We start from the raw sequence: 11,499 nt of genomic DNA, 5'->3' as shown, positions 1-11,499 counted from the left end.
AGACCCAGTCCGAATGGGCCGTCAAGGCCGGCCTCATCAAGCAGCCCGACCTCACCGGCATCTACGACCTCACGCTCCTCAACAAGGTCCTCAAGACCGCCGGGCAGCCCGAGGTCTCCGACGCGGGTCTCGGCACGAAGTAGGGACCCGCACACCGCAGCAGTCCCACACCTCCGGCAGCTCCGGTAGTTCCGCAGCTCCGACGCCGCCCCCGGCGCACCCCATCCGCCACCGTCCTGGATGCGGTGCGCCGGGGGCGGCAAGCCCGCCTGGCCCCACCGGGTTCCCCGGGAGAAAGGAAGAAGACGCATGTCCGCTGCTTCCCACCCTTCCCGCACGTCCCCACCCTCCGGTACCCCGCACAACTCCCGCACCTCCCCGCACACTTCACCGCCGCCGCCCTTCCGGAGCCGGATCGGCCGGGACGCACGCAGCGGCTACCCTCCCGTACCGCGCCGCTACCGCCTCCACCTCGAACCCGCCTGCCCGCGATGTCTGCGGATCGCCGTCACCCACAGCCTGCTGGGGCTGGGAGACGTCCTGCCGATGACCCTGCTGCCCGCCGTCCCCGACGCACCCGACGGCGGGCACTCGTCGTTGCAGGGCCTGTACGAGGCCAGTGCGCACCTCCACCCGGGCCCGGCCCTGGCGCCCGTACTCAGCGACGACTGGACCGGACGGATCGTCAGCACCCACGCCCCCGACATCCTCCGGGACCTGGCCGAGCGGTTCGGGAGCCCCTCCGGACCGCGGCTCCACCCGGAGGGCGCACAGGAGCAGATCGACGCGGTCGGCCGGCTCTGCGAGCAGGACGTCAACGCGGCCGCGCAGCGCGCCGGTCGGGCGGGCACCGGCCGGGCGGAGCGCGCGGACGCCCTCGACACCCTGTCGGGCGCGCTGGAGGTGCTGGAACGGCGGCTCGCCTCCTCCCCGTACCTTCTGGGCGGTGAACTGACGGCCGCAGACGTGCAGTTGTGGGTCACCCTGCTCCAGCTCGACACGGTCCACCGCTGGCACCTGGACGCCGCGGCCGTGTACCGCATCACCGGCCATCCGCACCTGTGGGCGTACGCGCGGCGGCTGGCGGCGCACCCCGCCTTCGCGCCCCACCTGGACCTGGACGCCATCGCCCGCCGGCACCATGCGCGCTGCCGCGGCGAGGAGGCGGCGGGAGCGGCCGTACGCATCGTGGACTGGCCCGGCCGGCAGCCGGACCCGGCCGCCCCCTCCGGCCCCGTCCCGGCCCCGGCCGGGCCCCGCACCCCCGCCCCGCCCGAACCGCGGGCCGCCGCACCCGAGGTGCGGGCCGTCACGCCGGAGACGCGCCGCCCCGGCGGTTGAACGGCAGCCTGGCCAGTACGACCGCCAGGCCGCAGGTGTCGGTGACCGCGGAGTAGACCAGCCCGGCCGCCACCGCTGCCGACAGCAGCGGGAGGGCCGGGTGCACCAGCAGTCCGAGGGCCAGGCCCGTCAGCACGAGCGCCCCCGCGGCGAACCGGACCTGCCGCTCCATCGACCAGACGGCCCGCACGGGCCCGGCCGGATGCTCCAGCCGGTGCCCCGCGGCCGTCCAGGCGCGGACCCCGCCGGTGAGGCCGGCGGCCGCGATCCCGTGTTCGGCGGACAGTTCCGCGACGGCCTTGTCCGCACGCCCGCCGGAGGCGCACACCACGAGGAGGGGGCCCCCGCCGGCCGCCGCGCGCAGCGCGGGCGCGTACTGCGCGAGCCGGTCGAGCGGCGCGTTGAGCGCACCCGGCAGGTGGCCGGTGGCGAACTCGCCGGGCGTGCGGACGTCGACGACGGTCAGCTCGCCGAGGCGCGGCTGCGCCTCGGCGACGGCGAGGGCACGGGAAGCGGTCATGGCGGGGCGTCCTTGCGGAGGGCGGGAGGCAGCACCCGAACGGGGGCCGGGGCCGCGGTACGGAGACCTGTCCGCGATCCTAGGCACCGCGAACGCCCCCGCCCGGGACGCCCGCCCGCCCGCCACGAACCCGCCACGCACCCGCCACGCTGCCGCAACAACCCCTGCCGCCGGACCCCCGGTCGCGGGCCTCAGCGGCTGAGCCAGCGGGTCAGCCGGCCCCTGCCGTTGCCCTCCTCCATCATGCGGGCGTACTCCTCCAGCCCGTCCTCGCGCAGGACTTCGGCCGCGCACATCACCACCCACGTGTGGGACCGGCGTACGACCTCCGTGACCAGCTGGGTTGCCGCCTCGTCGTGCCGGGCGCCCGCGACGCGCACGAGGGCCTCGGGCAGCCAGTCCTCCAGGAGTTCCCGTCCGGCGGCCGCGCCGACGGTCCAGGCGAGGTCCTCCTCCCGGCCCTCGTCGGCCAGGGAGAGGAGCAGGTCGGCCAGATCGTTCTCCGCGAGCATGCGTCCGGCGCGGTGCAGGACCGCCCGGGCCCGGTCCGCGTCCGCGGGATCGAAGGGGTTCGCCGTGCCCTCCCGGAGCGCCCGGTCGACGGCGGGCCCGTACGTGCGCGGCTGCCGGCGGGGCGCCGCACGGTACATGCGCAGTGCGTCCCCGCGGGAGAGGCCCGCGCGGCGCAGCACCTCCACCACCGCGGGCAGGTCCTGGCGCCGGCCCATGGCCGCGAGGAGCCCGGACGCACCCGAGTGCCCGCTGTCGGCCGCCAGCTGCCAGATCCGCACCGCATGGCCCCGGGGGACCGTCTCCAGCGCGGTGGCGAGATCCTGCCGGGAGGGCAGCCGCCGGCCCGTGCCCCCGGCGCCGTCCTGCTCCGGGCCCAGCACCGCGGCGAGGAGGGTGGCGGCATCGCTGCGGCGGGCCAGCGCCTCACCGAGCACCCACACCTCCGGGGCCCTGCTCCCCTCTGCCCGGCTGCCGAAGGCGAACCGGCCGCGCCTGACCGGGCGCTCCACCGACCCCGGCGTGCCGAGGAGGGAGAGCAGGTCCGGCAGGGGGACGGCCACCAGGCCGTCCGCGACGCAGGCGCGCAAGCCCTCCCTGTCCGGGTGCCGGGCCGCGTGGCCGACGGCGCGGGCGAGCGCGTGCGGCCCGGTCAGGACGAGGGCTGCGGACAGGGACCGGCGGATGTCCGCGGGGGCCGGGGCCGAGACCGAGGTCGCGGAAGGGTCCTCGGTGTCCGGAGCCGCGGTGAGCGCCGCGAGGGTGTCCTCCAGGAGCGGGCCCTCCCGGGCCGCCAGCAGGTCGAGGAACCGGGCCGCCGACTCCGGCTGCCCGTCCTGCCAGTAGCTGCGCAGCACCGGCGCCGTGTCCTCGCCCCCGGCTTCCGCCGCCAGGTGGGGGTACAGGGCGTCCGGGGCGGTCTGGGAGGCGAGCGCGCCCAGGGCGGGGAGCAGTTCCGGGGTGCCGGAGAGCTGTTCCAGTAGCTTGCCGAGGACCCGGCCGGCGTCCTCGTGTGCTCCGTTCCGGCGCAGGGCCAGGGCGAGTTCGGCCCGGTCGGCCGCCGTCCCGGCCGCGGCGTGGGCGAGGACCCTGCCGGTCTCCTGCCGGTCGTCCGCGCGCATCAGCGCGATCAGGGCGGCTGCGCGGCGGGGGCCCGTGGCGGCGTACTCGTCGAGCAGCCGTACGGAGTCCAGGGGGAACCCGTACCTGCGCAGGGCCGTGGAGAAGCGCAGGACGCCCTCCGCGTACCGGTCCCGGCCGCAGGCCCAGCGGGCCACCGGCAGGAGCGGGTCGGCGCCGGTGCGGTGCAGCTGGCCCAGCAGGTGCAGGACCGCATCGTCGGAGGCCGCGGCGAGGAACCGGCGGGCCCGCTCGTCGGCCCAGTCGAGTCCGGCGGCCCGGAGGGCGAGTGCCCAGCGGATGCGGTCGGCGGGCAACGCGTCCGCGAGGAGGGCGTCGAGGAGTTCCCGCGCCGGCTCCTGCGCCCCGTCCTCCGCCATCGCGCGCAGCAGGCCCGCGGCGGCCCCGCGGGTGCGGGTGGCGGCGAACGGGCCGGGCAGGCGCAGGTAGAGGGCGTAGGCGGGGGTCTTGAGGCCGCGGGCGAGGAGCCCGTCGGCGACGTGGACGTACGCGGGGTCGGGGGCGGCCGCGATCAGGTCGTACAGCGCGGTGAGGGCCTGGACTCCGAGTCCGGCCGGGGTCAGGGCGGCGACCAGCTCGACGGCCCCCGCGGCCCCCGCGGCGGCGAGGCAGTGCCGGACCAGGCCGTCCGCGGCCGGCCGCCCGCCCAGGTCCCGCAGGCGCCCGGCCACCTGGGCGACCGTACCGGGGGCCGTGCCCGCGAGGGCGTCGGACAGGGCGCCGAGGGCGGGGCGCGCGTCGAGTTCCGCCAGGACGAGCAGGCAGGCCGCGGCCTCCCCGGGGGTCCGGGCGGCGACGGCCCGGCAGGCGAGGGCGGTCTCCCGCGGGAGGCCCGCGGCGTGGAGTTCGCAGAGCAGCGAGGCGGTCTGCTGGTCGGGCCAGCGGGCGGCCGCGGCCGCGAGGACCGCATCGGCCTCCGCGGCCCGCCCCGACCGCGCCATGGTGCCGGTGGCCTCCAGCAGGCCGAGGACGGTCTCGTGCAGCAGGTGCCCGGTGCCCTCGGGGAGTACGGCGGGCGGGGACGTACTGCCCGGGGGCACCAGGGCGGCCGCGTGTTCTCGGGGCGCACCGCGCCCGGCCGCCCGGTTGCGGACGAGGGCGATGCGGGCCCCGCCGTTGCGGGCCCGCTGCTGGGGCGCCGGGCCGCCGCTCGCGCGGACCCCGCGGTACACGGACCGGTAGATCGCCTCCATGTCGAGCAGTTCGCCGGCCTCCGGGTCCCCCCGGTCGAGGACGCCGAGCAGTTCGCCGGTGAAGAGGGTGTACTCGGCGCCCTCGGGCGCGAGCGAGAACCGGTCCTCGGCCGAGGAGGTCATCACGTAGCTGCCCTCGACCTCCGCGAAGTCGGCCACGGCCGCCCGGTCCGCCATCACCCCCTGGAGGGCCCGGCCGCTGAAGCAGGTGTCGAGGATGACCACCTTGTGGCGGGCCGTGCAGTGGGTGAGGACCACGTTCCTCAGGCGGTCGTAGGCCAGGGCGCGGAAGAGCAGGTCGGGGTGCGTGTCGGGCAGGGCCAGGAGCAGCTCCTCGCGCTGCTCCCGGAGTCCGTGTCCGGCGAAGTACAGGAGGAAGGCCTCCTGCGCCGTGGACGCGGCCCGGTGCACGGCCTCCAGGACCTCGCGCTCCGAGGCCGGGTCGGAGAGCACCTCGCAGTGCTCGCTGCTCAGCCCCCAGACCTCCGGGTCGCGCAGCAGCTCGCCCATGCGGCGCACGTTGTTGGCGACCGCGGGCAGCGGCTCCAGGTGCGCGTACCCGCCGACCCCGACGATGACGGCCCGCGAACCGGCCGGATCAGGCCTCAGCACTGGCGCCCTCACCCTCCCCGCTCGCCGCTCCCCTGCGGCGGTGCGACACCGGCGCGACGGCGAGTCTAGGCCGGGACCGGCATCCGGAAGGCACTTTCCCCCGAGGTCACCTGTGGGCGGCCGGGGGCCGGTCGGCCGTCGGCCAGGTCACGGGGGGCCGCTGGGGACGGTTGTTGTCGTGTTCGCGTTTGAGGGCGGCCGCTCCGGTGACCAGGGCCGCGAGGAACGAGGTGAGCATGGCGGCGGTGCGCCAGAACCCGGGCATGTTCGGCAGGCCCAGCCAGAGGACCGCCGATGCCGTCGCGGGGGCCAGGAGGAGGGGGACGCGGAAGCGGAGGCGGAGCCGGCCGGTCGTGACGGCGCAGGCGTAGCCGAGCACGGCTCCCGGGGTGACGGCGAGCACCATGCCCACCAGCAGGATTCCAAGCAGGAGGAAGATCACGCCGCACCGGCCTTCGGATCGCAGGGGTGGATGCGCCGGCGGGGTTCCGCCGGTCGGCAGGTCCACGGGCCGGCGGTTCGGCAGGTTCGCCCGCCGCCGGTCACGCCCTCATGGTGCCAGAGAAATTGAACGCGTTCAATCAAAGGGCGGGCGGGCCCGGTCCACCATGGCGCGGACCGTCAACACCTGGTCGCCCATCGTCAAAGGATCGCCGTCAACCCGTCTGCATACTCGTGCCGTTCCTGCTCGTACTTCGACTCCGACCCCCAGGGGGATGACGATGGCACGACGGTTCTCGTTCGGCAGGGTGTGGAAGAAGGCGGCGGTCGCGGCCGCCTCGGCGGGGCTCGTGGTGGGCCTCTCGGGCCAGGCGCAGGCGGCCGGGTACTACCAGCAGTCCACCTGGGACGGCTGCGCCTCCGTGAGCGGCAACTACGACTACTGGTGGGTCGACTGGAAGGGCGGCCACGACGTCTACAACACCAGCTGGGACTTCACCATCTGGGACAACTGCGCCGACGGCAAGGGCGCCGGGCTGTACACCACGTACTACAAGTGGAACGGCGGCTCCTGGGAGTACCACGGCTACACGAAGCTCGGGTCCGACAGCAACGGCGCCAACGGCACGCCGGGCTACGCCGGACCGTCCAACGGCTACAGCCTGCGCGACGTGAGGCTGTACGTCTGCTTCGTCGGCGACGCCGGTTCGTGCCGCGCCCTGTTCTAGTCACCGACGGGACGGGTCCAGGACCGCTCCCTGCACTCACTCGGGGACATCCCGTACACGGCACGGAAAACCCGGCTGAAATGCGCCGGATCCCCAAATCCGTACCGTACGGCGATGGAGTGCAGGGTGCGTGACCGATGACGGGGGTCGGTCAAATCGCGGCGGCAGCGGCTCAGCCGCTGCCGCCGTATCCATTCCGCCACCGTGACCCCTTCCGCCTCGCCCGCCCCCGGCCCCTGCTCCTTGAAGAGCCGGTGGAGGTGGCGGGCGGAGACCTGGTGGGCCGCCGCGACGGTCGCGGGGGACAGCCGCGGATCGGCCAGGTTGGCGTCGATGTACGCCAGGACGCGCAGGACCAGCGCGTGGCCGCGGGTCTCGGGCGCCACCTCGGACTCCGCGTCGAGCTCGCGGGCGAGGGCCACGGTGAGCAGGTCCACGAGCACCCCGGACAGCCGCGCGGCGTCCGCGGGCCGGTAGTCGGCGCCCTCGTCGGCCAGTCCGGTCAGCACCTGCGCCAGCATGGCGCCCGCCCCCTGCCGCCCGGACAGCCGCGCGCCGAGCAGCCGCTCGTAACGGCGCGACGGCAGCAGCGACTTGGGGAACTGCGCCACGACCGCACCCGACTGCGCGCACTCCCGCGGGGCCACCAGCGCGTCGAAGGGGTGCGAGGTGTCGAAGAAGGTCAGGTCGCCGGCTCCGGCCACGCTGGCGCGGTCCGCCTGGGCGAGGCACTGCCGGCCGCCCAGCACCAGCGCGACGCTGTACCGCTCGGGATCGCTGGTACGGATCATCTTCGGCGTCCGAACGGAGCGCAGCGCGGAGTACGACATCGATGCCAACTGGACCGTGCCCAGGTCGAGATGGCCCATGCGCGCCTGGAAGGCCCCGGGGTCCTCGACCTTGATGGCCGTGGGTGCCAGCGCGAGCCGGGCCGTCGACTGCCACCGTTCGAGGCGCTCCCGCGCCGGGTGGTCCGCGCTGTCGAAGACGGTGCTCATCCTCATCCCGCCGTCCCCTCTTTTCCGCTCTCTCCGCCGTCCGCCCCGACCGCCCTGAGCGGCCCGTCCGCCGCCTCGCGCGATATTTGCCGTCGCCGCAGGTGGGCACGGTCGGACGACGCTAGAGCGGGAGGGGGCACAGAACGAGGCGTTCCGCGACCGCCGTTCCCCGCGTTGGCTGATTTCCGCCCCCTGCCTGCCGTACCCACTCCCCCGCCCCCAGCGCCCCGACCGGCCACGACGGGCGGCGGGTGCCCGTACGGGGAACGGCTGAGGGCCGGTCCGCGGCGGGGCCGGATACCGACCCCCGGGGCACCCGGTCGGGTCGGGCTCCCGCGAGCGCCCGCGCGGCGGCGGGCCTCCCGCTACGCTGGCCGGTATCGCGCGGAGACCACCGGGGGGTCATGCCTGATGACAGCAACTGCGGCCGGTACGGCACCGGCAGGACCCGCTCCCTCCTCATGGAAGTCGCGGCTCAAGCGTCTCGTGGGGCGCACCGGCTTCGACATCGTGCGCAGCACGAACAACCTGGGCGGGGTCGACGACTTCCTCCCCTTCGAGGCCACCCTCCGCGCCGCCCGCTCGGCCGGCCTGTCGGTCGGCGACTACCTCGACGAGGTGGTCAACGGGACGCCCGGCGCCACCCAGTCCACCATCGACCGGCTGCGCGCCCTCGGCGTCTACGCCGGAGCCCCGGAGGCGGTGCTGGAGATCGGCCCCGGTTCCGGCCGGTACCTGGAGAAGACGCTCAAGGAGTGCTCGCCGGGCCGCTACGAGATCTACGAGACGGCCGCGCCCTGGGCCGCGCACCTCGTGGCCGCGTACGGCGTGACGGCCCGGCCGACCGCGGGCAGCAGCCTCGCCCCGACGCCCGACGCGAGCATCGACCTCGTCCAGGCGCACAAGGTCTTCAACACCGTCACCTTCCTCTGCGCCTCCCGCTACTTCTTCGAGATGGCCCGCGTGACGCGGCCCGGCGGCCGGATCGTCTTCGACGCCATGACGGAGACCTGCCTCGACCCGGACGCGGTGCGCACCTGGGCCACCCGGGGCGGCGAGGGCCACGGCTCCTTCCCCACCCCGCTGCCGCGCGCGACCTGCGTGGACCTCTTCGACTCCCTGGGCTGCACCCTCCGGGGCTCCTTCCAGGCCCCCCTGGGCGTCGCGACCACGGAGGTGCTGGTCTTCGAGAAGCGGGCCTGAGGCCGCGGGGCGGCGGGTCACGGGGCCGGCCCCAGCGAGGACAGGAACCGCCGCTGGTCCTCCAGGAAGCCCCCGGCGAAGAGGGACCGGGGTGCGAACAGCGCGGTCAGGGTGAGCCGTACCGGCGAGGACTCCACCTCGTGCCGGAGCAGGGCGTGCGTGGCCCCGGGGTAGCGGGCCACGCGCAGCGGCGGTGCGGGGAGCAGGCGGCGGTAGGCGGCCTCGGTCTCGGCGGTGTCGACGTTCACGTCGTGCCCGGCGAGCACCAGCAGCAGCGGGATCCCGCGCAGGGACGGCAGGCCGGCGAGGGCGTCGGCGGTGTGGTTGCGCGAGACGAAGCGCCAGCGGGCGGCGGTCATGCCCTGCGGGTCCCCGACGGCGCGCACGTACTCCCCGTACGGGGCGCCGCGCCGCAGCAGGCGCAGCCCGGTCTCGCGGCGGCGCAGGGCGGCGGCGGTCTCGGCGGGGGCGGCGCCGTCGCGGCGGAGTTCGGCGAGGAGGTGGTAGCGGCCCTGCCGGAGCCAGTTGACGGCCGGTGAGACGGCGACGGCGAAGCGGATCCGGCCGTCGCGGGCCGCGATCCCGGGCAGCACCCAGCCCGCCTGGCTGGCGCCCCACAGGCCGATGCGGCCGCCGTCGACCTCGGGCCGCTGCCGGGCCCAGGCGATGGCGTCGACGGCCTCGCGGGCCCGGTCGTCCATGGTCTGGCCGAGCCAGTCGCCCGGGGCGCCGCCGACGCCGGGCTTGTTCCAGGACAGGGAGGCGTACCCGGCGCGGGCGAAGGACTCCCACAGGGGCCGGTAGAAGCCGTCGTGCGTGGCGTCCACCGGCCCGTCCCCGTGGACGAAGACGACCAGGGGGAAGGGTCCGCGGCCGTGTCCGGGCCGGGCGAGTACGCCGTGCAGCGTGCGGCCGCCGTGCCGTACGGTCACCGCCTCCTCGCGCAGGTCGTACGTGTGCTGCCAGACCACCGCCGCGACCAGGCCGGCGGCCGCGACCGCCAGCGCGACGACGACCGCGAGCACGGTCCGCACGGTCCTCCTCTTCATCGCCCCTCCAAAACTATCGAACCAAAAACGCTCGTTTCAGTTTCGACCGTACTGGATTCATTCGTATGATGGGAAGGCGAACGAGCAGAGCACGAGCAGGCATACGAGCCGAGGAGGACGCCCCATGGCGGAGGAGAACCGGACACCGGCGGCCGGCACGGCCCATCCGGGCGGCGCGGCCCCCGCCCTCCGGCGCGGCGTGCCGCGCGGAGCGGAGGAGCGGGTCGCCGAGCTGTACTGGGAGGCCTTCGGGCGCAAACTGGGCGCGGCCCTCGGGCCCGCCCCGCGCGGCCGCGCGTTCATCGCCCGCCACCTCCACCACGACCGCGCCGTCGTCGCCCTCGCCCCCGGCGGGCAGCTGACGGGCGTGGCCGGATACCGGCTCGGCGGCCGCGGCCTGACCGGCGGCGGGGCGCGCGAGGTCCTGTCCGCCTACGGGCCGCTGCGCGGGCTGCCGCGGCTCGCCCTGCTGGCCCTCCTCGACCGCAGCCCGGAACCCCGCGAACTCGTCATGGACGGCATCGCCGTCGACCCCGCCCACCGGGGCGCGGGCATCGGCGGCCGCCTCCTGGAGGAGGTCGCCGCGGTCGCCGCCGCACACGGCTGCACCCGCATCCGCCTGGACGTCATCGACGTCAACCCGCGCGCCCGCGCCCTCTACGAACGGCACGGCTTCACCGCCGTACGCACCGAGCGCACGCCGTACCTCCGGGACCTGATGGGCTTCGGCGCGGTCACCACGATGCGCCGCACGGTACGGCCCGCCGACCCCGCCCCGCGGCCCGCCGCGGACCGCCCCGCCCCCGAGACCACCACCCCGGAGCAGCCCCGATGACCAGCGCCGACACGAGCACGGCCGCCGGCACCGCCACCGCGGTCGGCACCCGCACCCTGGTCCTCGCCCTCGTCCGCGAGGACGGGACCGTGGACGCCGGGGAGCTGTACGGCGTGGCCGCCGCCCTCGGCATGACCGACCAGCAGGTCCGCCTCTGCATCAAACGCCTCGTCGCCGAGGGCCGGTTCACCCAGGAGGGCCGGGGCCGCAAGGCCCTGCTGCGGGCCGCGGCGGACCCCACCGGCGCCATCGCGCCGGATGCGGAGTACGTACGCCACGCCTACCGGCAGGACCGGGGCCTCGCGCCCTGGGACGGGACCTGGCACCTGTTCGCGTTCGCCGTCCCCGAGAGCTCCCGGCAGGCCCGCGACTCCCTGCGCGACACCCTCGTCCACCTCGGCGCGGCCCCCCTCCAGGGCGGCCTGTACGCCAGCGCCAACCCCGTCGGCGCGATCGTCGAGGCGCACGCCCGCCACCTCGGCGTCCTGCCCTCCCTCACCCTCCTGACCAGCCGCGACCTGCGCATCGGCGAGGAATCGGACCCGGTCCGCCTCGCCGCCCTGCTCTGGCCCCTGGACCGGATCGCGGCCCGCTACGACGCCCTCGCCGCCCTGGCCTCCGGCCCGCCCCCGGGACCGGAGGCCACGGACACCGAGCGCCTCACCCGGGCCGTCGAACTCGCCGCCGCCTTCACCGCCGCCATGGACCCCGACCCCCTGCTGCCCCCCGAACTCCTCCCCCGGCCCTGGCCCGGAGCCCGCGCCCGCGCCCTGGCCGCCGAGCGCTGGCATGCCCTCACCCCCCGCCCGGGCCCCTCCGGCAGCCCGTCCCGCCCCCGCCTCTTCCGCCTCTACGAGGACGCGCTCCCGCCCCCGCACCCGGCCGGGCGCGGGGCGGGCTGAGCCCCGGCGGGCCCGCCCGGGTACGGA

Annotated in this window: 10 protein-coding genes and 1 pseudogene; 6 read left to right on the top strand and 5 right to left on the bottom strand. The window is 76.1% G+C overall.

Annotation, left to right across the window (positions count from 1 at the left end; translation table 11 throughout):
- Together ACZ7JZ_RS30620 and ACZ7JZ_RS30615 are read left to right on the top strand one after the other, a co-directional pair.
- Positions 1-143 (top strand): annotated as a pseudogene (locus ACZ7JZ_RS30620) (sulfate ABC transporter substrate-binding protein); the annotation flags it as partial.
- 166 nt (positions 144-309) lie between these two features.
- The gene (locus ACZ7JZ_RS30615; protein WP_470945046.1) at positions 310-1,341 is read left to right on the top strand and encodes a glutathione S-transferase C-terminal domain-containing protein; all 1,032 of its coding nucleotides are present in this window, start codon (positions 310-312) and stop codon (positions 1,339-1,341) included.
- On the opposite strand, the gene ACZ7JZ_RS30610 is transcribed toward ACZ7JZ_RS30615, so the two are convergent.
- The 3 genes from ACZ7JZ_RS30610 to ACZ7JZ_RS30600 form a co-directional block, all read right to left on the bottom strand.
- Positions 1,310-1,861, bottom strand: a complete 552-nt coding sequence (locus tag ACZ7JZ_RS30610; protein WP_470945043.1) for a rhodanese-like domain-containing protein — start codon at positions 1,859-1,861, stop codon at positions 1,310-1,312. The genes ACZ7JZ_RS30615 and ACZ7JZ_RS30610 overlap by 32 nt on opposite strands.
- A gap of 191 nt (positions 1,862-2,052) precedes the next feature.
- Positions 2,053-5,316 (bottom strand): caspase, EACC1-associated type, encoded by a 3,264-nt coding sequence (locus tag ACZ7JZ_RS30605; RefSeq protein ID WP_470945041.1) that lies wholly within the window; start codon positions 5,314-5,316, stop codon positions 2,053-2,055.
- A 106-nt stretch (positions 5,317-5,422) separates the two neighbouring features.
- On the bottom strand, positions 5,423-5,758 hold the full coding sequence (locus ACZ7JZ_RS30600; protein ID WP_470945039.1) for a hypothetical protein: 336 nt from the start codon (positions 5,756-5,758) through the stop codon (positions 5,423-5,425).
- A 274-nt stretch (positions 5,759-6,032) separates the two neighbouring features.
- On the opposite strand from ACZ7JZ_RS30600, the gene ACZ7JZ_RS30595 reads away from it, so the two are divergent.
- Positions 6,033-6,485, top strand: coding sequence for a Tat pathway signal protein (locus ACZ7JZ_RS30595; protein ID WP_470945037.1), 453 nt, complete (start codon positions 6,033-6,035; stop codon positions 6,483-6,485).
- Here the strand turns inward: ACZ7JZ_RS30595 and ACZ7JZ_RS30590 are convergent.
- The gene (locus tag ACZ7JZ_RS30590) at positions 6,482-7,489 is read right to left on the bottom strand and encodes an AraC-like ligand-binding domain-containing protein (RefSeq protein WP_470945034.1); all 1,008 of its coding nucleotides are present in this window, start codon (positions 7,487-7,489) and stop codon (positions 6,482-6,484) included. The genes ACZ7JZ_RS30595 and ACZ7JZ_RS30590 overlap by 4 nt on opposite strands.
- Before the next feature lie 405 nt (positions 7,490-7,894).
- On the opposite strand from ACZ7JZ_RS30590, the gene ACZ7JZ_RS30585 reads away from it, so the two are divergent.
- A complete protein-coding gene (locus ACZ7JZ_RS30585) occupies positions 7,895-8,686 on the top strand; it encodes a methyltransferase domain-containing protein (RefSeq protein ID WP_470945032.1) in 792 nt (263 codons plus the stop codon).
- A gap of 17 nt (positions 8,687-8,703) precedes the next feature.
- On the opposite strand, the gene ACZ7JZ_RS30580 is transcribed toward ACZ7JZ_RS30585, so the two are convergent.
- The gene (locus tag ACZ7JZ_RS30580; RefSeq protein WP_470945030.1) at positions 8,704-9,735 is read right to left on the bottom strand and encodes an alpha/beta hydrolase family protein; all 1,032 of its coding nucleotides are present in this window, start codon (positions 9,733-9,735) and stop codon (positions 8,704-8,706) included.
- Between the two features lie 124 nt (positions 9,736-9,859).
- Between ACZ7JZ_RS30580 and ACZ7JZ_RS30575 the strand changes: the two genes are divergently transcribed.
- Both ACZ7JZ_RS30575 and ACZ7JZ_RS30570 read left to right on the top strand, forming a co-directional pair.
- Complete coding sequence (locus ACZ7JZ_RS30575; RefSeq protein ID WP_470945029.1) at positions 9,860-10,570, top strand: GNAT family N-acetyltransferase; 711 nt, start codon at positions 9,860-9,862, stop codon at positions 10,568-10,570.
- Positions 10,567-11,472 carry a PaaX family transcriptional regulator C-terminal domain-containing protein gene (locus tag ACZ7JZ_RS30570; RefSeq protein ID WP_470945028.1) on the top strand — a complete coding sequence of 302 codons (906 nt, stop codon included), beginning with the start codon at positions 10,567-10,569 and terminating at the stop codon, positions 11,470-11,472. The genes ACZ7JZ_RS30575 and ACZ7JZ_RS30570 overlap by 4 nt, the downstream gene beginning before the upstream one ends.
- Positions 11,473-11,499 lie beyond the last annotated feature (27 nt).

It is taken from the genome of Streptomyces sp. NPDC038213 (assembly GCF_055600495.1).
This window is presented reverse-complemented; position numbering and strand designations above follow the sequence as displayed.

Bases quoted from the DNA above. Each gene is read 5' to 3' on its own strand.
- ACZ7JZ_RS30570 (WP_470945028.1), top strand. From the start codon at position 10,567: ATGACCAGCGCCGACACGAGCACGGCCGCCGGCACCGCCACCGCGGTC.
- ACZ7JZ_RS30595 (WP_470945037.1), top strand. From the start codon at position 6,033: ATGACGATGGCACGACGGTTCTCGTTCGGCAGGGTGTGGAAGAAGGCG.
- ACZ7JZ_RS30590 (WP_470945034.1), bottom strand. From the start codon at position 7,489: ATGAGGATGAGCACCGTCTTCGACAGCGCGGACCACCCGGCGCGGGAG.
- ACZ7JZ_RS30575 (WP_470945029.1), top strand. From the start codon at position 9,860: ATGGCGGAGGAGAACCGGACACCGGCGGCCGGCACGGCCCATCCGGGC.
- ACZ7JZ_RS30580 (WP_470945030.1), bottom strand. From the start codon at position 9,735: ATGAAGAGGAGGACCGTGCGGACCGTGCTCGCGGTCGTCGTCGCGCTG.
- ACZ7JZ_RS30585 (WP_470945032.1), top strand. From the start codon at position 7,895: ATGACAGCAACTGCGGCCGGTACGGCACCGGCAGGACCCGCTCCCTCC.
- ACZ7JZ_RS30610 (WP_470945043.1), bottom strand. From the start codon at position 1,861: ATGACCGCTTCCCGTGCCCTCGCCGTCGCCGAGGCGCAGCCGCGCCTC.
- ACZ7JZ_RS30615 (WP_470945046.1), top strand. From the start codon at position 310: ATGTCCGCTGCTTCCCACCCTTCCCGCACGTCCCCACCCTCCGGTACC.